Here is a 25,316-nt window from a genome sequence, read left to right on the forward strand (position 1 = left end):
CATTTCACATTACACATTATCTGACAGTCTTTTTATAAAGAGAAGAAAGTCCCGTGCCGGCACGGTTCACGTCGGCTTCAACTCCGGCGGCGGCGAGAATGTCGCGAATTTTTTCGGGAGTCGGAAAGGCCGGCGAATTGTCCGCGGGAGTATTGCCCGCGGGCATTTTGCCTGCGGATGAATTGCTCGCCGATAAATTGTCGCGGACTTCCACCCGGAACGTCGCGGTTTCGCTCGCGATGTCGGCGACCCGCCCGCTCTTCAAGACGTGCCCGCGGTCGATAATCGCGAAGTCAGTCGCCTCCTCTTCCATCTCGGCGAGGATATGCGAGCAGACGATGGCCGTACCGCCTTCCTGTTTACGCCAGTCGGCAATGAGTTTCCACACGGCCTCGCGCGACATCGGGTCGAGATTCGCCACCGGCTCGTCCAGAATCAAAAGACGCGGCGCAGGAGCCATCGCGCGAAGCAACTGCACCTTCTGGCGGTTTCCGAGCGAAAGCTTGCCCATGCGGGTATCGAGCGGCGGGAGTTCCAGGCTCTTCGCAATGCGGGCAATGCGTTCGCGGGCCTCAGTCTCATTCCACCCGGGAATGCGGGCCGCATAGAACCCCACGAAATAGTCCACGTACTCATTTATCGAAAGTTTCGGGTATATGCCCGGATTCTCGAGCAGTATACCGCAGGCGAGCGGGTCGAGGAACGAACCTCGCGAGCCCGAACCTGCAGCCCCCTTCGCGCCAGAATGCGTATTAGACACGCGCACGTCGCCAGCAAGTTCAATCGTTCCGGAGAATTTCGCGAAACGCCCGCACAGAAGGCGCAACAGCGTAGTCTTCCCCGCCCCGTTCGGGCCAAGCAGCGCAAAGAAACTCCCCCGCGGGATTTCGAGCGACACGCCCGAAAGCGCGTCCACGCCCGATTTCGGGTAGCGGAACGAGACATTCTCGACTTTTACCAGCGGGTTTTCCATCGCGCGCCCCGCAAAACTACTTGCAGAATTCCTTGACCGCCTCGGCCGGGTTCTTGATGAGCGCGAAAGCGTCCTTCGTCTGGCGCACCGCCTCCATCTGCACCTTCTCGGATGCACGCTGCAGGTACTGGATGCAACGCCAGTCCGTACGCACGGCGGCAAGCTGCACCGGCTCTGTACGGTCCTTGATGCTCACGAACTCAAAAGCATGGTAGTCCTGCTTCACCGCGGCAATCACGATGGCTGCCGACGGGCGCACAATATCTTGCAGGGCATGCCAGACGCGTTCCACGAGCGCCGCCTGGATCTTTTCGCCCATGAAGGGCACAGCCTTTACGGCTTCGGCACTCGCGCGCACCGCCTCGGCCCACAGGTCTTCGCCCGCGTTGTCAATCTTCTTTACGATTTTCCAGTCGCTACGCACCGCTGCCTTGAGCAGGTCGGGGTTCGTCACGAACTTGAGGATATTCGGGTCGCCGTTCACCGCGGCAAGGAGCGCAGGCTCGTCGAGGGAGTTGAGCGCCACCTTCAAATCTTCGCAAAGGCCGTTCTTGATGTAGAGAATCGCCTGCACGTTCTGCGCGAACGCCGCCTTCTGCGCGGCAACAGTCGGGTTCTCGATAAGGCTGATGGCATACCAGTTGAGGCCAATCGCCTCGAGTTGCTGTTCTTCGGTCGGGTTCTCGATTTTCTTGATTTCAGTCCAGGACTGCATAAAACCTCTTGTTTATGCGGTAAAGATAGTAAACTTGGCAACCGCTTCACTCGGCTTGCTAGTCCTTAAGGCAACGGACCGAGAACCCGTAGTTGTTGTAATCGTCGCTGGACATACCCGCAGCATAGTCGGCGTTGAAGTCCAAGAACGCGCTGTACGGACCGTTATTGATTTCAGTAGAACTCACAGTAGAACTCCGGAAGAACGTGTGGGCGCCCGCGTAGAGATATCCCCCACCTTTAACCCTGTAGCCAGCAGGGAGCGCCGAGAATCCGAATGCATCCGTTCCTTTGCCACCGGATGTGGACTTGAGCATTTTGCCTGCGGTCGCTTGTCCACCAACAGCAGTGATCAACGTTTCCCATTCGGCCTTGCTAGGCAAATGCCAGCCGTCGGGGCAAACATCAACCACAGCATCCCACGTGTATAGTCGACCATACTTTTCGCAATACTCGTCAGAGTCCTTGTAGCAGAAACTAGAGTCCGTTTCATAGTTGAGGTTCTCCGCCATCCACCACTGGTCGCCGATTTTAACGGTCTTGTAAATCTGGCCGTCGCGGTCGTCTGTCAACTCGCTATATTCGCAATTGTCTTCCGTTTCGGTTTTACAACCGACGACAGAATCCGAAGACTTCGTAGAACTGCTGGATTTGGCACGGGAAGAGGACGAACCATCCGAAGGACGGGTCGAGAAATCGCTACCATCGTCACCACAAGCGACAAGCATCGCCGCACAAGCAAGAATTCCAAACCAAAGGGAACGCATATTTCCTCCTAAAGTTAGTCCCTGACACAACGGACAGACAACCCGAATTCCTTGAAGGTTCCGTTCAGGACCGCAGTCTTAGTGGGGCTGACCAAGTGCAATTTGTACGCTTCTGCGTTATTGGCGAACTCGCTATTGACCTCAGTAGAGCTCCAGAACTCCGCATAGAAGCCTTCGTAGTTGTAATACACTTCCTTGATGCCCGCAGGCAACGCAGTAAAGGAATAATCATCCGTTCCGTTGCTGCTTATACTCAAGTCACTCAAGTTTTTCAATCCATCTTTGGACTTGATGTGAGCAGGCATCGCTAAGGCCAAGCCAAAGGCCAAGCCTTTCGCACTGCTTTCCCAACCGCTAGTGGACTTGAGCTTGGTGCCTGCTCCCATCCATTTTTTTTCATTTTCCTTATCCTGTGTTCCGCCCACGGCCCTAAACAGAGTCTCGAACTCAGCCTTGCTGGGAAGGTGCCAATCGGCGGGGCACGCACCTCTTGCCGCATTCCACGAATAAAGCCTTCCGTATTTCTGGCAGTTTGACTCTTCGTCTTTATAACACCAACTACTATCCGTTTTGAAATTGAGATTCTCCGCCATCCAAACCTGTTCACCAATTTTCACGGTTCTGTAGGTTTGACCATCGCGGGAATCAGTCATCGTTCCTACCTCAGAATTGGAGTCACAAGCGTTTATCGCAAACGACAACGCAAGCAAAGCAAGAATGGCAAAAGTACGATTCATAGAAAGCCTCATGAATTCTATAATTATACATTTTTTTGGCTGGTTCACCGCCACTTTGGCAATTTTGTGCTTTCTCTATATATAAAAGATCCCCGCTTTCGCGGGGATGACAATGTGGGTCTAGATCCCCGGTCAAGCCGGGATTGACAAGCCATTACTTATAAAGCGGGTGCTTCTTGCAGAGAGCCACGATTTCTTCGCGGATCTTGGCGAGAGCAGCATCGTCGTCCTTAGCCTTGATAGCGCGGTCGATGATGCGGGTCACTTCGCGGGTATCTTCTTCGTCAAAGCCACGGGTCGTGATAGCGGCAGTGCCAAGACGCACACCGGACGGATCCATCGGCTTGCGCGGATCGAACGGGATTGTAGAACGGCTGCAGGAGATGCCCACCTTTTCCATGGCCACTTCGGCTTCCTTACCGGAAACGCCCTTGGAGGTCATGTCCACCACGATGAGGTGGTTGTCGGTACCGTCGCTAATAACCTTGTAGCCCAGCTTCATCATTTCGTCGGCCATAGCCTGAGCGTTCTTGATAACGTTCTTTGCATAGACCTGGAATTCCGGCTGCAGAGCTTCGAGGAATGCAACGGCCTTACCGGCGTTGATGTGGTCGTGCGGACCACCCTGCATGCCCGGGAACACGCCCTTGTCGATTTCCTTGGCGAGGGAAACTTCCTTGAGTTCACCCTTGACCATCTTCTGGATGGTGCGGTCCTTGCACATGATGATAGCGGAACGCGGGCCACGGAGAGTCTTGTGGGTCGTGGTCGTCACGATGTCGAAGTACGGCACCGGAGAATCAATAGCCTTACCGGCGATGAGGCCAGCGACGTGAGAAATGTCAGCCATGGTGAGAGCGCCAACTTCGTCTGCGATTTCCTTGAAGCGCTTCCAGTCGAGGTTACGGCTGTAGGCAGAGAAACCGGCGAGGATCATCTTCGGCTTTTCGCGGAGAGCAATTTCGCGGACCTTGTCCATGTCGATGCGGCCCGTTTCCTTATCGACTTCGTACTGCACGAAGTTGTAGAGCATACCGGAGAAGTTCACCGGATGGCCGTGAGAAAGGTGTCCACCGTGGTCGAGCTTGAGGCCGAGGACCTTGTCGCCCGGTTTGAGGACGGCGAAGTACACGGCGGCGTTGGCCGGAGAACCGGACAGCGGCTGGATGTTCACGTGGTCGCAACCAAAGAGCTTCTTGCAACGTTCGATGGCCAAAGCTTCCATTTTGTCGATCACTTCGTTACCACCGTAGTAGCGCTTGCCCACGTAGCCCTCGCTGTACTTGTTGGTCAGCACGGAGCCCATGGCTTCCATGACGGCCTTGGAGGTGTAGTTTTCGGAAGCGATGAGTTCGATGCCATATTCCTGGCGTTCGGCTTCTTCCTGGATGATGTTGTAGATTTCCGGATCGGTCTGTTGCAGTGTAGATTTGAGCATTTAGCTACTCCTTGATTTGTACGCGCCAAATATAGATAATAAGAAGTCCAAAAAAAGGATTAAGGCGTCAAAATGAAGCAGGAAACAGGAATTCTGGCGAGTACGCGCACCTATTCCATCATCACGCCGTCTTCTTCGTCTTCCCCGTCGTCGTAATCCTCGATGGTCTTGTCACCGGGAACAATGATGAGCCCTAGTGTCACGGGGTTACCCTTCAGGTCGATGTAGGCTTCCAGGTAGAGTTTGGTCGAAAGGCGGATAAGGCGCAGGTCGAGCATGGTGCCGCCCTTGTGGATGCTCTTGGGGTTACGGTTGAAGAACAGGAACTTCTTGTTGATGTACTCGAAACGGTCCTTCTCGTAATTGATGCTCCACTCGGAGTTGCCGTCCTTCTCCTGGCGGTAGAGGCAGCGGTCGTTGTCGATATCGCACTCGAAACTCGCACTTTCCTGGTAGCGCTTGTTCCACTCGCGGCTAAAGGCGCAGCTCTGCACGCGGCCCGCGCCGTTGCGGTTCTTGTTCAACTGGTCATTGATGACAACGTAATCCATCTTCTTGTCCTTGACCTGGTTGTACACGTTCATCAATATGATGTAGGCCTCGATGTTTTTGGGGCACTTGCCGTCAAGTTCCACTTCTTCGTGCGCCTTCAAAAGCGTCTGCTGCATGTCGAGGTCGATGGCATCGGGAATCTCGCTTTCGCGGAGCTTGTCCAGCACCTTCTTCGGCGGGATAACCACAATCTTGTCGCCCTGCTTGATGGCATAACCCAGCTGGTCACGCACGTAGTCAAGGCACTGTTGCACGTGGATATGCACCGTGTTGGAACCGCCCGAAACGAAGTCCACGCCTATACGAACGTTCCATGTGGAAGCGTCGCTCTTGGAGCCCTTCACCAGTTCGCAGAAAGGATCCTCGCGGATACCGTCGATAAACACGATTTGCGCATTGAGCTTGGTAACGAGCGAGCCTTCCTTGTCCATCGCGCTCCCGAGACTCCAGAAGTTCGGGTTCAGGCGGAGCACCTCGGCAAAAGCCTTGTCGCCGTCGAGCGCAGGCAACAGCGAATCGTTACGGGCATTCTTCTCTTTCAAAAGTTCGGAATACTCCGTCGTCACGTTCATGTTGCTGAAGCCGTTGCGCGCCTGCGGAGCGGGGAACGACCACGCCAGGGAGGCAAAAAGGAGAGCGAGCGTTACAAAAAGTGCAGAATAAACAGTTCGTTTCATACGGGTATAAAATACAAAAATAGATCCTTCGACTACGTGCTGCGCACTCCGCTCAGGATGACACAACAGGAAGAATATCGCGCAGGTTCATCAGATGCGGTATATGGAAATCCACCCAAGCCGGCGCTTCTACGCTCGGGTTCACGAGCACGGTGGTCCAGCCCCGCCTATGCGCGGGTTCCAGGTTCCGCAGGGAATCTTCCAGGAGCACAATATCGCGCTTGTCCGCGGGCATCGAGCATTCCCATCCGGGCATCGCGCCACATCTCTCCGGCCAAACACGCGCAAGCCATCGCTCCATCTTCTCGTACGCGCTCTCGTGCGGTTTTCCCACCCAGTCCATCATCTTCAGGTCAAAAACGCCATCTATCGCGGGCGCAATTCCCATGTGCGCCATGCCTGCCTCGCTCCAGTCGTGCCGCCCGTTGGTAAACACATAGCGGGGGCCCTGCAGGCCTTGCAACAGCGCGAGTTTCTCGGGAGCACGCTTCGGGTACGTCAGATATTCCGGTTCGTGAATGAAGTCGAAGAATTCGTCCGGGTCGGTACCGTTCATCGCCATGAGGCCAGCAAGCGTCGTGCCGAACTTTTCCAGGTAATCCGTGCGAATCCTGTGCGCCGATTCAAAATCGCCGCCGACAGTCTTCTGCACAAAAAGCGAAATGCGGTGGTCGAGCGAATTGATGACATAGCGCTCTTCGTCACCATACAAAGTAAGGTCGTAATCGAAAAGCCAGACCTTCAAGGGACCCCCGCCTACACGCCCATCGCAAGGCCGCCAATCTGGCGCGCCAGGTATGTGGCGTAGTTGTCCGTCATGCCCGTCACAAAATCGAGCACCTGGTGGTAGGCCTCGGCGGCGGTCACGCTCTGCCCGATTTTCGCCTGCCCGATAAGCCGTACGATGCGGTCGGCACGGTAAGAATTCCGCCCATTTTCACGGTAATCGTAGACGCCGTTGATAAAGGCGTCGAGAACGGTCGCAAGCGTGGTATAGCTACCGACTTCGAGTTCCGTCTTGCGGCGGTCCGGGTAGATGCGTTCCACGCCCAGGCGCTTCGCAATGCGGATACCCCACATGGCATCGGATTTCGTGATATCTATCAGGTGGCTGTTGAGCTTGCCTTCCATGATTTCTTCATAGTGCTTCACGAACGTCACGGCAACGTCGTCTATAATGTTCTGGAAAGCCTTTCCGCGAATACTGCTGAGGAAGTCGCGGAAGTTGCGACCGTTTTCCTCGTATTCCTTGTCGATATTTATTTCGGGACCGCAGAGGTAGCTGAACATGTCGCGCACGTCGCCGAACGAAAGAATCCCGAGTTCAATGGCATCTTCCACGTCGAGGATGGAATAGCAGATATCGTCGGCGGCTTCCATCAGGTAAACGAGCGGGTGGCGCACCCACTTGCCGTTATCTATCTGCGGGAGCCCGAGCGTTTCGGCGGTAATCCCGTAGAGGTCCGCCTCCGTCGAGAACAAACTGGTGGGGCAACCGTACTTGGCCAGTTGCGGGTACTTTATCATGGCGCCGATGGTCGCGTAGGTAAGGCGCATTCCGCCATCGAGAAAGTGGTACTCCAGCTTGCTCAATATGCGGTGCCCCTGCGCGTTGCCGTCAAAATTCTCGAAGTCCGCCATTTCCTTGTCGCTCAAATCCTTCAGCGGGGCGCTCTGGCGGTTCTTGCGGAACCACTCGCGGATAGCCGCCTCGCCCGCATGTCCGAACGGCGGGTTACCGATATCGTGAGCCAAGCAGGCCGACTGCACGATGGTTCCGAACTGGTATTCGTTGATATACTTGGGCAAGTACTTCTTGATGAGGTGGAAAACCGTAATCGCAAGGCTACGCCCCACGCTCGAGACCTCGATACTGTGCGTGAGTCGGCTATGTACGTGGTCGTTCACCGAGAACGGGTGAACCTGCGTCTTGCGGCCAAGCCTGCGGAAAGCCGTCGAAAAGACAATGCGGTCGTAATCCCTGTGATAATCGGAGCGGTTCGGGTCCGGGTCTGCCGGGTGCCCGTAGCGCGTAGCGGATAAAAGAGTTTCCCATCTGAGCATGGCGCAAATATAAAAATTCTGCAAGGCGAGAGAAGCGACAAACTTGTTTGGCATTTATTTCTATCTTTCATTACATGATTACGCGCATCATCGACCGCAACTTCGCCAACATGCGACTGGACCGTTTTTTACGCAAGGCATTCCCCGACGAATCCCTGTCGGTTTTCTTCGCCGTCATCCGCAAAAAAAAGGTGCGCGTGAACGGAGTCGTCGGCAAGGCGAACCAGATGCTGCAGGAAGGCGATACCGTCTGCATCTACGAGAACTTCAAGAGCGTGGAAGCAGATAACAAGACGCACGCAGACACACTTGCCGCTTCGCTGCTGCGGTGTGACGAGGGCAACGCAGCACAGGCGCAAGGTGACAGCAAACAAGCAACTCCCAGCAAGTCCGGTTTCGCGAAAAACAAGTCCACATGGGGCACAACAGACGAAAGAAGAAAGACGAAAGACGAAAGAATTTCCTGGGGTGCGAAGGACCTGGATATCGTCATCCAGACAGAAGACTACGTCATCGTGAACAAGCCCTCGGGACTTGCGAGCCAGCCAGGTTCCGGTACGCGCCCGGGCGAAAGCCTCGTGGAATACCTGTGGGAATGGGGCCGCCGCGAAGGTCTCGATTTCAAGCCCACCATCGCGCACCGCCTGGACCAGGAGACATCGGGCATGCTGATTGCGGCCCTCCACGGCGACACGCTGCGCGACTTTACCCGCATGATTCGCGAACACGAGGTGGAAAAGTTCTACTTCGCGCTCGTGAAGGGCAACCTGAAAAAGGAAAAGGGCACGATTTCGGAATCGCTCACCCGCACCGATGCCGCAAAGGGCAGCAAGATGAAGGTCGGCGAGAGCGGCAAGGACGCGAAAGAGGCCGTAACGCACTACCGCGTGAAGCAGCACTACAAAGGCTACGACCTCGTGAAAATCAAGCTCGAGACCGGGCGCATGCACCAGATCCGCGCACACTTTGCAAGCATCGGGCACCCGCTCCTGGGCGATACCCGCTACGGCGACTTCGCGCTCAACCGCGAAGTGAAAAAGACGCTCGGGCTCCACAGACTATTCCTGCACAGTTGCAGACTCGAATTCGTATGGCAGGGCGAACGCAAGGTATTCGATTGCCCGCTCCCGAAGGAACTGCAAAGCGTTATAGATAAATTAAAACCCATGCGTTTCAGGCACGATATTGCCGACCCGCGCGGGGCAAGGAAATAAGGTAGCTCAGGAAACAAGATGCGCGCACTTATCCTCTCCGATATTCACGGTTCCGCCATCGCCGCAAGGCAGACGCTTGCTTTTTTCGAGAAATTCAACTGCGACAAGATTTTTTTGCTGGGCGACACGCTCTATCACGGACCGCGCAACCCGCTCCCGGCGGGTCACGGCCCCATGGGGGTCGTCGATGCGCTTGCTCCCTACAAGGAGCGCATCGTCGCGGTCCGCGGGAACTGCGATGCAGATGTTGACCTGATGATGCTCGACATGCCCATCGAGGATGAATTTGCTGTCGTGAAGGACGCGGGTACGGAAGGCGCACCCGAAAAGACGCTGTTCCTGAGCCACGGGCACATCTTTATGCCGGAATGCTTCCCCGCAGATGCGCTCCACACACTCGCCCCGAACGACCTGGAACTGAACGGCAGAAGCGTCGACGCGTACGTCTACGGGCACACGCACATCTGGAAATGCGAAAAGAACTTCAAGGGAGTCCTGCTCGTGAATCCGGGTTCCACGAGCCTCCCCAAGGGCGGAAACCCGCCGACCTTCGCCCTCTATGAGAGCGCGACCGGCTCCTCCCCCGCCAAGTTCAGCATTCACAGGCTTGACGACGGCAGCGAATTAAAATGTGTAATGTGTGATGTGTAATGTGAAATGTTTTTCAATTACACATTACACACTTCACATCTCACACTCCCCATCCTACTTTTTTTACTAACATTTAAGCCATGGTCTTAAACGTTATCTGGCTCATCTTCTTCTTTGGCGCGTTTATCGCGTGCATGGTACAGTGGATTGCCTTCGGCGACACCGGAATCTTCAACAAGGCAATCCTCGGCGCGTTCGACATGTCGAAAACCGCGTTCGAAATCGCCCTCGGCCTTACGGGCATACTTTCCCTCTGGCTCGGCATCATGAAGATTGGCGAGAAAGCGGGAGCCGTCCAGATTCTCGCGAAAATCGTCTCCCCGCTGTTCAGCCGCCTGTTCCCCGAAATTCCGAAGAACCACCCGGTCGTGGGCACGATGCTCATGAACATCAGCGCGAACATGCTCGGGCTCGATAACGCCGCCACCCCGATGGGCCTGCAGGCGATGAAGCAGTTGCAGGACTTGAACCCGAACGAAGACAAGACCGTCGCAAGCAACTCGCAGATCATGTTCCTCGTGCTGAACGCGAGCGGCCTCACGCTCATCCCGGTCAGCATCATGACCTACCGCGCACAGATGGGTGCGGCAAACCCGAGCGACATCTTCCTCCCAATTCTCCTTTCCACGTTTTTCAGCACCATGGCGGGCATCTTCGCGCTCAGTTTTTTCCAGAAGGTAAAACTCAAGGACCCGGTAACGGTCGCATGGCTTGGCGGGCTTTCGGCCTGCGTCATCGCCATCATGTTCTACTTTAGCCACCTTACCGCCGAAGCCATCGGCACCACGAGCCTCTTCATCAGCGGCATCGTGCTGTTCGGCATCATCGTCGCATTCCTCGGGCTCGCGGTGTACAAGAAGGTGCAGGCCTACGAGGCGTTTGTCGAAGGCGCTAAGGACGGTTTCCATACCGCAGTGATGATTATCCCGAACCTGGTCGCCATCCTCGTGGGTGTCGCCGTATTCCGTGCGAGCGGCGCAATGGACTTGCTCATGAACGGCATCTCGTGGGTTCTCGGGCTGTTCGGCATCGGGAACGACATCGTGCCCGCACTCCCCACCGCATTCATGAAGCCCCTTAGCGGGAGCGGTGCCCGCGGCATGATGATCGACGCCATGAAGGCACTCGGCCCCGACAGTTTTGCCGGACGTTTAAGTTGCATGTTCCAGGGAGCCGCCGACACCACGTTCTACATCATCGCGGTGTACTTCGGTTCTGTTGGTGTTAAGAAGACACGCCACGCCGTCACTTGCGCCCTCATCGCCGACGCCGTGGGCGTGCTTGCCGCTATCGCAATTGCGTACCTGTTCTTCCCGCCGGTCTAGTATTGAAGAGGCATCTTCGCGACCAGCCTCTTCTTCGGGAACAACATTAGTGACAGTTTTGTCGCAATCCAATCGCTAGCAATTTCGTGCGCGTTTCCGTTCCAGTGGGAATCAGTCTTCCAGAAAATATCCTTGCCGGCCTTACGCGCCTTGAAGAACGGAACCGTCAGGTCAACGTTCTCGATGCCCGCCGAATCGAGCATGTCGTAGAAATCGAAGTAGTGCCTTGCATCGGGAGATGCCTGCGGCAAGCCTGCAGGCAACAACCATTCATTCACATCGTTGCGCCAGAAAAGATTCCTGTTCGGAGCCATCACAAACAGGAGGCGCGCGCCGAAGGTTTTTGCCAAGGAATCTAGGTCCTTCAGGTGTTCCACCACAGCCTTGTATTCTTCAGAATTCTTGTTGTAAAGGAGCACTCCGGCAGTATCTTCCGCAAAAGCAAGGAATGGTTTCTCTTCGTGATAAACGCCAACCCCAGCCCAGCCTTCGTCCGCACCCGGATGCGTATCCTTGTAGAGCGAGTAGCGCCACGTATCCGTGAGTTCCCGCAGGGCGGCCGTCGGCGGGAAGCGGCGCAACTTAAAGTCGACCGTTCCCGGAGCCTCGAGGAAGGCTCGACGGCGGATGCGCTTGACTTTCGAGCCTAGGCCCTTGCCCTCGTTCCAGGGCGCCACGTCACCGTAATCAAATACCGCATTCGCACCGAAGTTCGCATATACATTGCGTTCGACACATTCCACTACGATAACTTTCGGAACAGGCTTCCCTTCCTTCGCGCGGGCAGCGGCAAGCGCAAACAGCGACTTCGGGGAGCCCTGCAGGTCAATGTAATCCACCGCAGCAACCTTTCCGATTCTTTCCGCAGACAGTTTATCCGAAACCTCTTCGGGCAAGGGCTTGTGCCCAAACTGCACGCGGCTAAAACTGTCACCCAGCCACCACACGATACCCGAATCGAGCGAGGCCGTATGCACGCTTTCATCGGGATGGTACGGCTTGTCGACATCTTCCTTGAACTTCTTTACGGAAGTAAGCCTGAAGAGGTCTCCCCTGCCGGTAAACCACTGCGGGAAGGCTCCGCTAAAGAACAGCACCAGCATCAGGAGCGAAACGAGCCCGAGCCCGCGAACACACCAGAGAGCGATTTTAGTCTTTGTATCCATCGTCGCTCCTAGAACTGGAAGTAAATGAATCCCTGCCCGCTAAAGCGGCCGAGGAAAATGATTGCCAACAGATAGACAAGGCACCATGTCCAGCGCCACGCACCCGGTTCATCGCCCACCACGCAACCGCGCGTTCCACCGCGAGTCACAAGCGAGCGGATACCCCATATCAAAAGGCCCACAAGCACAGCAAGGGCTGCAGGAATATGCACAGCATCGTTATCGACACAGAAAAGCGAATGCGCACAATTTCCACCGCACAACATAAAAGGACCTTTCAGGAATGCATCATCGTGAGGAACAATGTACGCCTGCGTCAGGCTTTCAAACGGTCCGAAATTAAAGATGCCGACAATGTAGTTGAGCCATGTACCGAAATCCGGTGCGCGGAACAGCGTGAAGAACAGCACGACAAGCGCAAAAGTCTTGATACGGCCAAGCCACGGGTGCTTTACCGGGAGCTTGCGCCACGGACGTTCCAGCACATACGCGACACCGTGACACACGCCCCACGCCACGAACGTCCATGCGGCACCGTGCCAGAGCCCGCTCAAGAAAAACACGATAAGCACATTCACTACCGCAAGCGGGCGCCCCTTGCGCGAACCGCCGAGGCTAAAGTACACGTATTCGCGGAACCAACTCGTGAGCGAAATGTGCCAGCGTTTCCAGAAGTCGTAGATACTTGTCGCAAGTAATGGCGCGTTGAAGTTTTCCATCAGCCTCACGCCAAAAATCCGCGCGATACCGATAGCGATATCCGAATAACCCGAGAAATCGAAGTAAATCTGGAAGGTAAAGAATATGCCCGCAAGGATCAGTTCTACAGGAGAGATGCTCGACACCTGGCCCGACGCAACACCGTTAAACACGCCATCCACGAATACGCCCAGGTGGTCTGCCAGCACCGCCTTCTTGAAGAAGCCCTGCAATATGCGGAACATGCCCGCCTGCAGGTCTGCAACATCGAAGCGATGCTCGAGCGCAAGTTGCGGCATCAGGTGCGGAGCGCGCTCGATAGGGCCGGCCACCAACTGCGGGAAGAACGTCACGTACAATGCGTACTGCGCGATGTTCCTGCATGCGGGAATCTTCCCGCGATAAACGTCAATCACGTAGCTCAGGCTCTGGAACGTGTAGAACGATATGCCCATCGGGAGCAACAGTTTGGGCAAGTCCAAAGGTTTCCCCATCCACGGGGCGACAATCGCATTCCACGTTTCCTCGAAGAATCCCAGGTACTTGAATGCAAACAGAAGCCCGAGGTCAAAGCTCAGCGAAACTGCAAGCGCGATGCGCCGTTTAATATTCGCTTTAACATCCGCGCCGGGCAAACCTTCAGAAGGGCCACCCGCACTCCGGCCAAACCTTTCGATAAAGCGCGCCATCGTGTAATCCACGCCGATTGTCGCAAGGATAAGCGCAAGGTACTCGGGTCGCCACACCGCATAAAAGTAGAGGCTCGCAACAAGAATCAGTATGCAACGGAACTTGCCGCCCCAGGCATTTTCCCTGCCCACGGGAACCGCGTAGTATAGCCCTACGACAGCGACCGCAAACAGAATGAAATACCAGGAATGGAAAAGCACGCTACTTCAAGACTCCGGTCGCCTGCGCAATAAGCACGCCGATATAGCCCACGTAGGCAACGAGAAACACGGTACCTTCAAGGCGGTTGATGCGGCCAATGCGCTTGCCATCCGCACCGACTCTGCTCTTGCGGACAGGGAGCCCGAACAACAGCAGGAGAACAGTCAGCACGGCCATAACCGGCAGATCACGACTCAGGATAGAAGCGCTGAAGGAATGCATCGGCGCAATCATTGCTGCGATACCTACCACCATGAGCGTATTGAACAGGTTCGACCCGATAATGTTGCCAATGGCAAGGTCGTTCTCGCCCTTGCGGGCTGCCGCAATGGAACTCGCAAGCTCCGGGAGCGAGGTACCCACGGCAACGATGGTTAGGCCAATCAGCAAGTCGCTCACGCCGAGAGCACGCGCGATTTCTACCGCCCCCCACACGAGCGCACGGGAACTTGCCACCAACAGAGCAAGCCCGAGCACAAGCCACAGGATAGACTTTCCGAGAGAAAGATTTTCGCCCTCGCCCGATTCCGATGCAACCGTTTCTTCCGCAGCCACACCCTTTTTCTGGCGAAGTTCGCTCACGACATTGAAGGTCATCACGCCCGCAAAAACGAGCAGCACGACAATGCCGTCGAGCCTGCTGATGGAGCCGTCCATCGCCTGGAATATGGCAACAGCCGTAACGGCAATCAACACGGGCAGGTCACGCACGAGAGCCTTCCGCACCACGATGACCGGCGAAATAATCGCTGTCACGCCGAGAATGAGGGCGATGTTTGCGATGTTGCTCCCGTAAGCGTTTCCAAGAGCAAGTTCAGGAGCATCCTGCATGGCAGAAATCGCCGAGACGACCATCTCCGGAGCGGAGGTGCCAAACCCGACAATAACCATACCGATAAGGAGCGTAGACATGCCGCAAAACTTGGCGACACCTACCGCTCCATCAACAAACTTGTCAGCACTCCATACCAGGACACCCAATCCCAGGACTATAGCGACAATCGGAAGAATCATAAACTATTAGAGGACGTAGAAGGAAATACCGAAGAGGAAGGTGTTCGAGGTGAGCTCGTTGATGCGCCAGCCGGGCACGCCGTCATAGGCATTGGAAATACCGCATTCGTAGCGGATATCGAACGAAAGGTAATTGTTCGCCTTGATGGAGAGACCGAGCAGGAGCGCGAAGTCCATGGAATTGCGGTAATCCAGGTCAATCATGTCGGCATTGCCGTTCACGGGAGTACCGTCAGCCTTCTCGTAGGAATACTTGAACGTATCCTGGACAGGCACGGAGACCTGCATACCAAAATCAAACGAGAAGTTCGAGTACATGGACTTGAGCATGAACAGGAGCGGGATAGTCACGCGGTCCATCTTGAACTTGACATGCGCTTCCTTGGAATAGTCGCTACCGTAAGAGTAGGAGGCGCTAGCCTCACTATGGTCGAACAAGGCGCCAATCTTGAAGCCCATCGTGTATTCGTTCAACGGCACCACGGCAAACAAGCCGGCCTTCCATGCAATACCATCATAGGATTCCTCGAAATCCCAGTTGTTGTCGAAGAGAGTGTTCATGCCGGCAAAGCCCTGCACACCGAAGGAGAACTTCATCGGGATGGGTTCAGCCTTGAGCCTATACACGCGGGTTTCGCGAACAGTAGTTTCGACCGGAGCGGTTGTCTGCGCGCCATACACGGGCTGCGATTCGGCATCTACGCCGCGGACAGCCTTCGGAGCAGGCATGTCGCCTTCGTCGGCAACAGGAGCGGGCTGCGGTTCAGGCTGCGGGGCCGGAGCGGCAGTCTCTACAGGAGCCGTTTCGGTTACCGAGCCTGTCGAGGCATCCTGGGCAGGAGCAGGTTCCTGGGCAACGGCCTGGGGCGCTTCGGGTGCAGTTTCCGCCGCAGGTTCCGTCGCAGCGGCGGGTTCCTGTGCCGGAGCGGCCGGGGCGGCCTCAGCAGGAGCCACTTCCTGAACGGCGGCTGTTTCCGGTGCGGGTGCTGCAGCTTCCGCTACGGGAGCCGCTTCTTGTGCCATGGCAAAAGCTGTCAGAGCCAGAACAAAACCGAACGATTTCATTTTCGTGTTCATAATTACTCCATTTTGCATTATTTACTTTCTTTGTATCAAAATACAAAAGTTTTGCTATCTTTCCAAACATGAAGTTCAATATAATCGCCACAGAATCGCAAAAAGCGAACGCCTACGCCCTCTTTTTCGTAAAAAAATCAGTGCAGTTTTCCACAATCCTGTCGGAAAACGGTAAAAAGCAGGTCGAATCCGTTCTTAACGGCATGAAGGACGGCCCGTTCGAGGACCTCGAATTCCTTGAAATCGATGGCAAGCCGACGTTTTTCGTAGATGCGGCAAAGGAGCGCGGGCTTTCCGCACTCGACCACCTGCGCATGGCCGCCTACCGCCTGGCTGGCCGCGCCATGAAAAAGCAGGTTCCCAGCGTGAGCATCTTCCTCGCCGATGCGGCAGATGAGCAGTTCAAGGCGATTCTCCACGGGCTTAGCTACGCCGACTACAAGTTCGACGCATACAAGAGCAAGCAGGAGAAGAACTTCCAGGTAACATTCGAGATTGTCGCGGGCGAGCACGTCAAGGTTTTCAAGAAGATTGCAGAAGATGTCGCTGTCGAGCAGAAGGCGGTAACGCTTGCAAGGAACCTCATCAACACCTGCGCCAGCGACCTCTACCCCGCTGAGTTTGTTCAAAATGCGAAGACCATCGCGAAATACACGCCGGGCCTCAGCATCAAGGTGCGCGACATGAAGCAACTCGAAAAGGAAGGCTTCATGGGCCACGTGACCGTCGGCAAGGGCAGTTCGCACGAACCGTACATGATTACGCTTTCGTACGACGGAACGAAGGGGGCCAAGCGCACCTCGAAGGACCACCTGGTGTTCGTGGGCAAGGGCCTCACGTTCGATACCGGCGGGCTCTGCCTCAAGCCGCCCAAATCCATGCCCGAAATGATTAGCGACATGAGCGGGGCGGCGACCGTACTTGCCGCCATACAGGCTATCGCCACGCTCAAGCTCCCGATTCACGTGAGCGCCGTGTGCTGCCTCGCCGAAAACGCAATCGGCAACAAGTCTGTGCTCCCGGGCGACATCTTCAAGGCCAAGAACGGCAAGACCGTGATGGTCGACAACACCGATGCCGAAGGCCGCCTGGTGCTTAGCGACGGGCTTGCAGAAGCAGGCGAAATCGGGGCAACGCACATCGTAGATCTCGCCACGCTCACCGGTGCCATGGTCCGCGCACTCGGGTATGCCATCGCGGGTTTCTTCAGCAACGACGACGATCTCGGCCTGAAGGTTATCAACTGCGGCGAAGCGTGCTGCGAAAAGTTCTGGAGCATGCCGCTCGAAGAAGAATACGCCGACGCGCTCAAGGACAAGTTTGCCGACCTCAAGAACACGGGAACCGATGCGGGCGCAATATCCGCGGCACTGTTCCTGCAGGAATTCGTTCCCGAAAATACCGCGTGGGCGCATTGCGACATCGCGGGTACGGCATTCGTCACCAAGAAGTGGAAGTACACCGAATACGGCGCCACCGGTTTCGGCGTGCAGACGCTTATCGAACTTGCAAGAGAATTTGCACAGGCATAAGGCAACCCAAAACGAGGACGCATAAAATGGCCTGCGCAAACTGCAAAATCCGTGCCCAGTACGACAAGAACCCCAAATCGCTCATCGGGCGGTTCTGGCGATTCCACATCAACTTCTGCCCCGGCTGGAAGGCTTACCTGAAAAGCCTTTCCGAAGAAGAACGCGCCCAGCTCGCCGAGAAATACGGTCTGAAATAAGTCCGGATTGATAACGCATAAAACCGAGCAAACTATATATTAGCCCGAGCAGACTAAAATGGCCGCAAGCCCTCATTTAGTCTGCTGGAAATTACTTTATACGCAACAAAGTCTGCTGTTTTTAGACTTTTGAGCAGACCATTTCAGATATTTTCGTAAATTTGGTCTGCAGGAAAGCAAATTACTTGCACCTAAAAGTGATTTTTTAGGCCCGCTGGGCAGACCAAGCGGGCAGTACGCATGCATTTGGTCTGCTAGAAGCGTTTACTTGCTTTGCAAATTCTGGAAATAGCACTGCGCAAAATGAGACTCGCCCACTTTCGGCGGGATTTCCTGTGAGCGGCACTTGGCCTGCAACTCGGCGGAAAGGCTCGCACACTTTTCGCAGCGGTCCGCAAATCGGCAGCCCTTCACAAAGTCGCGCGCATGCGGCACTGACCCCGGGATGGAGCGCAGGTTGCGCATGTCACTGTGGTTTTCGGGGATGGCGGCCAATAGCCCCTGCGTGTACGGGTGCATCGGGTTATCAATCACGTCGCGCACGGGCCCGCATTCTACGATGCGGCCGGCGTACATCACCGCCACGCGGTCCGCGTATTGCGAGACAATGCCCATGTTGTGGGTAATCAGCAGGACCGCGGTACCCGTGCGATTCGCCATATCTTTCAAGACCGCAAGGACCTGCGCCTGCACCGTCACGTCGAGTGCCGTAGTCGGTTCGTCGGCAATAATCAGCCTGGGCTTCGGGAGCAACGCCATCACGATACACACACGCTGGAGCATGCCACCCGAAAGTTCGTGCGGGTAGGCGTTCAGCACGCGGTCGGGGTCGTTAAAGCCCGCGAGAGTCAGCATCTCGCGGATTACTGCCAGCGGGTCGGCGGCGCCATCCTTGCCCGCATCAGCCTTGCCCGCGGAAACTGCGCCGTCCTTACCCGCATCAGCCTTCACGCAGAACCTGAACACCTCGAGCAACTGCTTCTTGATGGTCACGACCGGGTTCAGGGCCTGCATCGGCTCCTGGAATATGCACGCAATCTCGGACCCGCGGATTTTCTGCAGTTCAGGGAGCGGGAGTTTCGCCAAATCAATCGGCGCGCAGTCCTTACCCACAAGAGAACCCTCAGCGCAGTCCTTACCCGCATTCGAAGCGCCCGCGGCATCGCGTCCCGCATGGAACAGCACCGAGCCCTCGACAATCTGCGCGCCCGGCCACGGGAGCAGCCGCAGGATTCCCATCGCAGTCACGCTCTTGCCGCAACCCGACTCGCCCACCAGCGCAAAGAACTCGCCCGCATTGATTTCGAACGAGACGCGGTCCGTCACCTGCACCGGCTTGACGCCATCGCGCGGGTTGCCGTTCTTGTCGAACCCGAATGCCACCGAGAGCCCGCGCACCCGCAAAACCGGATTAGACATACCTGTCCCCCGACTTCGGGTCGGTATGCGACTCCGCAATCGACCTTAATGAAAAAAGTTTTCCTCTAGAGTCGATTGCTCCGCGCTTCCACGGCTCGTCAATACGAGCCGTTCCCGCTTGGCATGGCCCCTTCAGTCGCCTCAGGTTAGACATACCTGTCCCCCGACTTCGGGTCGGTATGCGACTCCGCAATCGACCTTAACGAAAAAAAATTTTCCTCTGGAGTCGATTGCTCCGCGCTCCCACGGCTCGTCAATACGAGCCGTTCCCGCTTGGCATGGCCCCTTCAGTCGCCTCAGGTTAGACATACCTGTCCCCCGACTTCGGGTCCATAGCATCCCGCACGCCCTCGCCCACGAACGTGGTGAGGAGCAGCGTCACAAACAGTGCGGCAACCGTGCTCACCGAAATCCACGGCGCATAAAGGTTGTTGAGTCCCTGGCTCATGAGTTCGCCCCAGCTGGGCGTGGGCGGCTGCAGGCCGAATCCCAGAAAATCGAGCGAGGTAAGGCTCCCGATACCGCCAATCAGCGTGAACGGGAACAGCGTCACCACGGGCGTCATCGCATTCGGCAGAATTTCCTTGAAAAAGATATGCCTGTGCCCCATGCCCAGAACCTTCGCCGACTGCACGTACGTCATGCCGCGAAGCTTGAGGAACTCCGCACGCATGTAGTAACTCAGCGAAATCCAGTTGAACGCCGCCATAATCAGAATCAAGAGCCAGAAACTGCGCCCGTAAATGCTTCCAATCAAAATCACCACGTAGAGCATCGGGAGCGACGACCAAATTTCAATCATGCGCTGCATGCCGATATCCCAGAACTTGCCGAGGTAGCCCTGGATACCGCCGATGACAATCCCGAGGAACGTCCCGAGGACAGTCAACAACAAACTAAAACTGATGCAAATTCTGAACCCATGTATCAGGCGGGCCAAAACATCACGACCATTGCTATCTGTGCCGAGCCAATGCCTTGCACTCGGCGCAAACGGGGGCGCTCCGTCCTCGCTCAGGTCCGCCTTCAGCGGGTCATGCGCAATCGGGGGCATAACCGCCCAAACCTCGGGGCATCCGCCCGCGCGGGTAAAGCCCTCGGCAGCATCTTCCTCGCACTCGCGAACCGCCTCGAAAAGCTTGCCATAGTCGGCTTCCGTCTGGTATTCCCCGCCAAAGTCCGCCTCGCTGTACCGCACGAACGCCGGGAAATACGTCTTGCCCTCGTAACGCAACACGAGCGGTTCGTCGTTCACCGTCCACGGGCTCGTGAGTGAAAGCAGGTACGCCACCACGAGCACCACCAGCGACCAGAACGCCCGCTTGTTCTTGCGGAAGCGCTTCAGCCGGTTCAAGGTTTCTGTGGATACGCGGAATTTCATCAATGCGGAATATAGAAAAAACTCCCTGCAACAGGAAAATTTATTAGTTTAGTTCCATGCGCAAAGGAATAAACACCTTAAAATGCCTGGTCATGGCAATCTTCGTCGCCCTGTGCGGGTGCAGCGACCCCAATGAGTTGAAAACAGCCCGCAGAGACTTTACCCCCTCCAACGACCTGCGCCTGGAAGACTATATCGCCGCGGCGGATTCCATGGCCTTTTTCACATGCACCGAAAGTACCCCACTGCTCGATGAGCAAGCATCCTCGCCCCTCGCCTTCGCAGTGTACCAAACCCGACTAAAGAGGGACTTCGACGACTTGACGAAAGCCTTAGAATACAAGGACCGTAAAAAAAGGAGCGGCATACACTTCGACAAACAATGGAGCGCCTACTATGTAGAACTCTATAGGCAAGGCAAGCCCATCGATTCCACCAAAATCTATGCAACCCATAAAACACAGGGATTCACAAAAAACGGATATGTCTACTATTTCGCCGACAATGACAAAGTTGCAGAATTCTTCGAGTCCCGCAATATCAAGAAAATGCCCTGGGGGTGCTGGCCCGACAAGCGAGGCCCCCAGTCAAAGGCTTTTAAGCCCGCAAAACGCAAGGAACGCATTTCAGAACCGCAACCGATGGTTTTTAGACCCGGGTACCGCGATCGCAGACGTTAAAATTTATTTACACAGTTCTGCTGGCATTTTTCGCCCCCATACATTCCCCATTTAAGAGAATTTTTCAAAAAATTCCCGTTCTTTCACGCTCAATCTTTATATTTTTCTCTACGGATTTTTGCGCCACGGGTGTGCGCCACATGCCCGGGGTGTATATGATCAGATTTTTTCGAAAAAACCTAAAAATTGGAGACACACATGGCAAAAAAGATGATTGCGTGTGATGGTAACGAGGCCACCGCTAGCGTAGCATTTGCTGTTAGCGAAGTTGCGGCTATCTACCCGATTACACCGTCTAGTCCTATGGCTGAGCACGCCGACAACTGGAGTGCTGCAGGCAAGAAGAATATTTGGGGACAGGTTCCCCGCGTGTTTGAAATGCAGTCCGAAGGTGGCGCTGCCGGTACCGTTCACGGAGCGCTCCAGGCCGGTGCTTTGACCACGACCTTCACCGCTTCCCAGGGTCTTCTCTTGATGATCCCGAACATGTACAAGATTGCGGGCGAACTGACCCCCACGGTCTTCCATGTGACTGCCCGTGCCCTTGCCATGCAGGGCCTTTCTATTTTCGGCGACCATTCCGACGTGATGGCCTGCCGCCAGACCGGCTTTGCCATGCTCGCCTCCAGCTGCGTGCAGGAATGCCAGGACCTCGCTCTCGTGGCCCACGCTTCCACTCTCGAAAGCCGCGTGCCCTTCATGCACTTCTTCGACGGTTTCCGCACCTCTCACGAAGTGATGAAGATCGAAGCTCTCGAAGACGGCGTTATCCGTAACGTCATCGACGAAAAGTACGTGAAGGCATGCCGGCAGCGCTGCCTCACTCCGGACCGCCCGACCATGCGCGGTACCGCTCAGAACCCGGACGTTTACTTCCAGGGCCGCGAAACGGTGAACCCGTTCTACCTGAAGGTTCCGGAAATTGTCCAGAAGTACATGGACAAGGTCGCTAGCTACACTGGCCGTCAGTACCACATCGTGGACTACGTCGGTGCACCCGACGCTGACCGCGTGATCATTTCCATGGGTTCTTCGACCTGCACCATCGGTGACACCGTCAAGTACCTGAACTCCAAGGGAGAAAAGGTCGGTCTCGTGAACATCCGCCTGTACCGCCCGTTCCCGATGGAAGCCGTGGTTGCAGCCCTCCCGAAGACCGTCAAGAAGATTGCCGTCCTCGACCGCTGCAAGGAACCGGGTTCCGCTGGCGAACCGCTCTTCCAGGATGCCCTGACCGCAATCAGCGAAGCCGTGATGGCTGGCAAGATGGCCATGCCGAAGATGATCGGCGGCCGCTACGGTCTTTCCTCCAAGGAATTCACCCCGGCCATGGTCAAGGCCATTTACGACGAACTCGCCAAGGCCGACCCGAAGGCTCGCTTCACCGTCGGTATCAACGACGACGTGTGCCACACGAGCCTCACCATCGACCCGAACTTCAAGCTGGAAAGCGACTTCTTCCAGGCCATGTTCTTCGGTCTGGGTTCCGACGGTACTGTGGGTGCCAACAAGAACTCCATCAAGATTATCGGTAACGAAACCGACAACTACGCCCAGGGCTACTTCGTCTATGACTCCAAGAAGTCCGGCTCCATGACCACCTCTCACCTCCGTTTCGGTAAGAGCATCATCGACGCCCCGTACCTGATTGGCGAAAACGAAGCCGACTTCGTGGCATGCCACCACACTCCGCACCTGGAATCCGTGAACATGCTGAAGTACGCGAAGGATGGCGCAACCTTCCTCGTGAATACTCCGCACTCCGCCGACACCGTGTGGGATACCTTCCCGCGTCCGGTGCAGGAAGAAATCATCAAGAAGCACCTCAAGGTGTACGTGATCGACGCCTACGCCGTTGCCGCAAAGACCGGCATGGGCCGCCGCATCAACACCGTGATGCAGACCTGCTTCTTCTCCAAGCTCGGTAACGTGCTCGATGCCGAAACCGCCATCAAGTACATCAAGAAGTACGCCGAAAAGACTTACGCCAAGAAGGGCCAGGAAGTGGTCCAGAAGAACTGGGACGCAATTGATGCTTCTCTTGCTAACCTGTTCGAAGTCAAGGTTCCTGCTACTGTCACCAGCACCAAGGAATTCCGCGCTCCGATCCACGGCAACGCTCCGAAGTTCGTGAACGAAGTCACCGCAGAAATCATCAAGGGCAACGGCGAACTTCTCCCCGTCTCCAAGATGCCTTGCGACGGCGTGTTCCCGACCGGTACCACCAAGTACGAAAAGCGCGACCTCGCCCTCAACATCCCGTCCTGGAATCCGGACGCTTGCGTGCAGTGCGGCAAGTGCGCCATGGTCTGCCCGCATGCAGCCATCCGCGTGAAGGTCGTTGACGAATCCGCAGTGAAGAACGCTCCGGAAGGCTTCAAGTACACTCCGGCCAAGGGCTTCAAGCTCGAAGGTTCCGAAAAGCCGGTATTCGCGATTTCCGTGTCCAGCTACGACTGTACGGGTTGCGGCGTCTGTACGCAGGCCTGTATCGGTAAGGACAAGACCGACGAAACCAAGAAGGCCATCAACATGGTGCCGCAGGAACCCATCAAGGTCCAGGAAGGCAAGTGCTGGGACTTCTTCGTCGACCTCCCGGAATTCGACCGCACCAAGGTCAACAAGAGCCTCGTCAAGCAGGCCATGCTCCTGGAACCGCTGTTCGAATTCTCCGGAAGCTGCGCAGGCTGCGGCGAAACCGCTTACGTGCGTCTCGTTTCTCAGCTGTTCGGTGACCGCATGGTTGTCGCGAACGCTACGGGTTGCTCCTCCATTTACGGCGGTAACCTCCCGACCACTCCGTGGGCAAAGAACAAGGAAGGCCGCGGTCCCGCTTGGGCGAACTCCCTCTTCGAAGACAACGCCGAATTCGGTCTCGGCATGCGCCTCGCTATCACGAAGCATGCCAAGCAGGCTCTCAGCCTCCTCGAAGCCGTGAACGTTCCTGCCGAACTCAAGGAAAAGCTCACGACCCAGAAGCAGGACGACGAAGCCGGCATCAAGGCCCAGCGTGAAAACGTCGCCGCCCTTAAGGCCGCTCTCGCCGGTGCAACCGACGAAGCTTCTGTAAGCCTCCGCGACGAATTCGCCGACTACCTCGTGAAGAAGTCCGTGTGGATCTTCGGTGGTGACGGTTGGGCATACGATATCGGTTACGGTGGTCTCGACCACGTGATGGCAACCGGCGAAAACGTGAACATCTGCGTCCTCGATACCGAAGTGTACTCCAACACCGGTGGACAGGCTTCCAAGGCCACGAACCGTGGCGCCGTCGCCCTCTTCGCTGCCGCTGGTAAGCGCGCCGGCAAGAAGGACCTCGGCCTCATCGCCATGAGCTACAAGAACGTTTACGTCGGTCGCATTGCTCTCGGCGCAAACGACGCTCAGGCCCTGAAGGTTCTCCAGGAAGCGGAAGCACACAATGGTCCGTCTCTGATCATCTGCTACTGCCCCTGCATCAACCACGGTTTCGATCTCAACAGCCAGCTTCAGCACCAGAAGATGGCCGTGGATTCCGGTTACTGGACTCTGCTCCGTTACAATCCGGCTCTCGCCGCCGAAGGAAAGGCTCCGCTTATCCTCGACTCCAAGAAGCCGACGATTCCGGTTGCAGAATACATCTACACCGAAAACCGCTACAAGCAGCTCACCCGTAGCAATCCGGAAGTGGCCAAGAAGCTCGCCGACGACCTCCAGAAGGAAGTCGATGCTCGCTATGCATTCTATGACGCCATGTCCAAGGACACTGAAGGGCTGATCAGCCTGTAATGGATGTCATCCTGAGCGGAACGCCGCAAGGCGTGAAGTCGAAGGATCTCACACAAAAGACGAGTGATGAACAATCACCCGTCTTTTTTTGTGATGCCAACCGATTACAAGCAGTCTTTTCTCTAAATCCGAAATGACCTGGGCGTTCCCCGGCCAGGGCCGGGTCGGGTGCTGCTCGCCTCTCGTCACCCCGGACCTGATCCGGGGTCGGCTCATCGAGCCTTGCCGCTCTGTCACCCTGGAGCGGAGCGATAGGGCCCACGGCAAGTCTCGCCACCGCGTGGCGGTGCGACGCCCCCTAACGCAAAAACATCAAAAAATAGTGAATTTCGGCAAATTATTCACTTAAAAACTAGTGATTTTAGGCATTTTCTTCAAAA

Annotated in this window: 21 protein-coding genes; 7 read left to right on the forward strand and 14 right to left on the reverse strand. The window is 56.0% G+C overall.

What is annotated here, in order from left to right:
- Positions 1 to 16: 16 nt before the first annotated feature.
- The 8 genes from BUB22_RS06040 to BUB22_RS06075 form a co-directional block, all read right to left on the reverse strand.
- A complete protein-coding gene (locus BUB22_RS06040; RefSeq protein ID WP_254794657.1) occupies positions 17 to 973 on the reverse strand; it encodes an ABC transporter ATP-binding protein in 957 nt (318 codons plus the stop codon).
- Positions 974 to 989: 16 nt separating this feature from the next.
- Complete coding sequence (locus tag BUB22_RS06045) at positions 990 to 1,688, reverse strand: hypothetical protein (RefSeq protein ID WP_073114351.1); 699 nt, start codon at positions 1,686 to 1,688, stop codon at positions 990 to 992.
- 58 nt (positions 1,689 to 1,746) lie between these two features.
- A complete protein-coding gene (locus BUB22_RS06050) occupies positions 1,747 to 2,454 on the reverse strand; it encodes a fibrobacter succinogenes major paralogous domain-containing protein (RefSeq protein WP_139258774.1) in 708 nt (235 codons plus the stop codon).
- Between the two features lie 14 nt (positions 2,455 to 2,468).
- On the reverse strand, positions 2,469 to 3,191 hold the full coding sequence (locus BUB22_RS06055) for a fibrobacter succinogenes major paralogous domain-containing protein (protein ID WP_073114352.1): 723 nt from the start codon (positions 3,189 to 3,191) through the stop codon (positions 2,469 to 2,471).
- A 154-nt stretch (positions 3,192 to 3,345) separates the two neighbouring features.
- Positions 3,346 to 4,629 (reverse strand): serine hydroxymethyltransferase, encoded by a 1,284-nt coding sequence (gene glyA / locus BUB22_RS06060; RefSeq protein WP_073114353.1) that lies wholly within the window; start codon positions 4,627 to 4,629, stop codon positions 3,346 to 3,348.
- A 110-nt stretch (positions 4,630 to 4,739) separates the two neighbouring features.
- Positions 4,740 to 5,858, reverse strand: a complete 1,119-nt coding sequence (locus BUB22_RS06065) for a hypothetical protein (RefSeq protein ID WP_072810402.1) — start codon at positions 5,856 to 5,858, stop codon at positions 4,740 to 4,742.
- A gap of 52 nt (positions 5,859 to 5,910) precedes the next feature.
- The gene (locus tag BUB22_RS06070) at positions 5,911 to 6,603 is read right to left on the reverse strand and encodes an HAD family hydrolase (protein WP_073114354.1); all 693 of its coding nucleotides are present in this window, start codon (positions 6,601 to 6,603) and stop codon (positions 5,911 to 5,913) included.
- A gap of 11 nt (positions 6,604 to 6,614) precedes the next feature.
- Positions 6,615 to 7,922: a deoxyguanosinetriphosphate triphosphohydrolase gene (locus tag BUB22_RS06075; RefSeq protein ID WP_073114372.1), complete on the reverse strand. Its 1,308-nt coding sequence runs from the start codon at positions 7,920 to 7,922 to the stop codon at positions 6,615 to 6,617.
- Between the two features lie 74 nt (positions 7,923 to 7,996).
- On the opposite strand from BUB22_RS06075, the gene BUB22_RS06080 reads away from it, so the two are divergent.
- The 3 genes from BUB22_RS06080 (at position 7,997) to BUB22_RS06090 (ending at position 11,112) form a co-directional block, all read left to right on the forward strand.
- Positions 7,997 to 9,136, forward strand: a complete 1,140-nt coding sequence (locus BUB22_RS06080) for an RluA family pseudouridine synthase (protein ID WP_073114355.1) — start codon at positions 7,997 to 7,999, stop codon at positions 9,134 to 9,136.
- Between the two features lie 18 nt (positions 9,137 to 9,154).
- Positions 9,155 to 9,787, forward strand: a complete 633-nt coding sequence (gene yfcE / locus BUB22_RS06085; RefSeq protein WP_073114356.1) for a phosphodiesterase — start codon at positions 9,155 to 9,157, stop codon at positions 9,785 to 9,787.
- Positions 9,788 to 9,867: 80 nt separating this feature from the next.
- The gene (locus BUB22_RS06090; RefSeq protein ID WP_073114357.1) at positions 9,868 to 11,112 is read left to right on the forward strand and encodes a nucleoside recognition domain-containing protein; all 1,245 of its coding nucleotides are present in this window, start codon (positions 9,868 to 9,870) and stop codon (positions 11,110 to 11,112) included.
- Here BUB22_RS06090 and BUB22_RS06095 read toward each other — a convergent pair.
- Genes BUB22_RS06095 through BUB22_RS06110 form a run of 4 tightly spaced genes read right to left on the reverse strand, consistent with a single transcriptional unit; the run spans position 11,109 to position 15,959 of the window.
- Positions 11,109 to 12,278, reverse strand: coding sequence for an alginate O-acetyltransferase AlgX-related protein (locus tag BUB22_RS06095; protein WP_073114358.1), 1,170 nt, complete (start codon positions 12,276 to 12,278; stop codon positions 11,109 to 11,111). The two genes, BUB22_RS06090 and BUB22_RS06095, sit on opposite strands and share 4 nt — an antisense overlap.
- A gap of 8 nt (positions 12,279 to 12,286) precedes the next feature.
- Positions 12,287 to 13,867 carry an MBOAT family O-acyltransferase gene (locus tag BUB22_RS06100; RefSeq protein ID WP_073114359.1) on the reverse strand — a complete coding sequence of 527 codons (1,581 nt, stop codon included), beginning with the start codon at positions 13,865 to 13,867 and terminating at the stop codon, positions 12,287 to 12,289.
- A gap of 1 nt (position 13,868) precedes the next feature.
- A complete protein-coding gene (locus tag BUB22_RS06105) occupies positions 13,869 to 14,882 on the reverse strand; it encodes a calcium/sodium antiporter (RefSeq protein ID WP_073114360.1) in 1,014 nt (337 codons plus the stop codon).
- 6 nt (positions 14,883 to 14,888) lie between these two features.
- The gene (locus BUB22_RS06110; protein ID WP_073114361.1) at positions 14,889 to 15,959 is read right to left on the reverse strand and encodes a porin family protein; all 1,071 of its coding nucleotides are present in this window, start codon (positions 15,957 to 15,959) and stop codon (positions 14,889 to 14,891) included.
- Positions 15,960 to 16,027: 68 nt separating this feature from the next.
- Between BUB22_RS06110 and BUB22_RS06115 the strand changes: the two genes are divergently transcribed.
- Entirely contained in the window at positions 16,028 to 17,491 is a 1,464-nt protein-coding gene (locus BUB22_RS06115) for a leucyl aminopeptidase family protein (RefSeq protein WP_139258776.1), read from the forward strand.
- Between the two features lie 26 nt (positions 17,492 to 17,517).
- Positions 17,518 to 17,688 carry a hypothetical protein gene (locus BUB22_RS16665; RefSeq protein ID WP_175547249.1) on the forward strand — a complete coding sequence of 57 codons (171 nt, stop codon included), beginning with the start codon at positions 17,518 to 17,520 and terminating at the stop codon, positions 17,686 to 17,688.
- Between the two features lie 264 nt (positions 17,689 to 17,952).
- Here BUB22_RS16665 and BUB22_RS17230 read toward each other — a convergent pair whose 3' ends face one another.
- Positions 17,953 to 19,107, reverse strand: coding sequence for an ABC transporter ATP-binding protein (locus tag BUB22_RS17230; protein ID WP_083535415.1), 1,155 nt, complete (start codon positions 19,105 to 19,107; stop codon positions 17,953 to 17,955).
- 301 nt (positions 19,108 to 19,408) lie between these two features.
- Positions 19,409 to 20,488, reverse strand: a complete 1,080-nt coding sequence (locus BUB22_RS06125; protein ID WP_073114363.1) for an ABC transporter permease — start codon at positions 20,486 to 20,488, stop codon at positions 19,409 to 19,411.
- Positions 20,489 to 20,544: 56 nt separating this feature from the next.
- On the opposite strand from BUB22_RS06125, the gene BUB22_RS06130 reads away from it, so the two are divergent.
- Together BUB22_RS06130 and nifJ are read left to right on the forward strand one after the other, a co-directional pair.
- Positions 20,545 to 21,168 (forward strand): hypothetical protein, encoded by a 624-nt coding sequence (locus tag BUB22_RS06130; protein ID WP_073114364.1) that lies wholly within the window; start codon positions 20,545 to 20,547, stop codon positions 21,166 to 21,168.
- 198 nt (positions 21,169 to 21,366) lie between these two features.
- Positions 21,367 to 24,936 (forward strand): pyruvate:ferredoxin (flavodoxin) oxidoreductase, encoded by a 3,570-nt coding sequence (gene nifJ, locus BUB22_RS06135; protein ID WP_073114365.1) that lies wholly within the window; start codon positions 21,367 to 21,369, stop codon positions 24,934 to 24,936.
- The last annotated feature ends 380 nt before the right edge of the window (positions 24,937 to 25,316 follow it).

Origin of the sequence: Fibrobacter sp. UWCM (genome assembly GCF_900129735.1) — a bacterium.
GTDB lineage: Bacteria > Fibrobacterota > Fibrobacteria > Fibrobacterales > Fibrobacteraceae > Fibrobacter.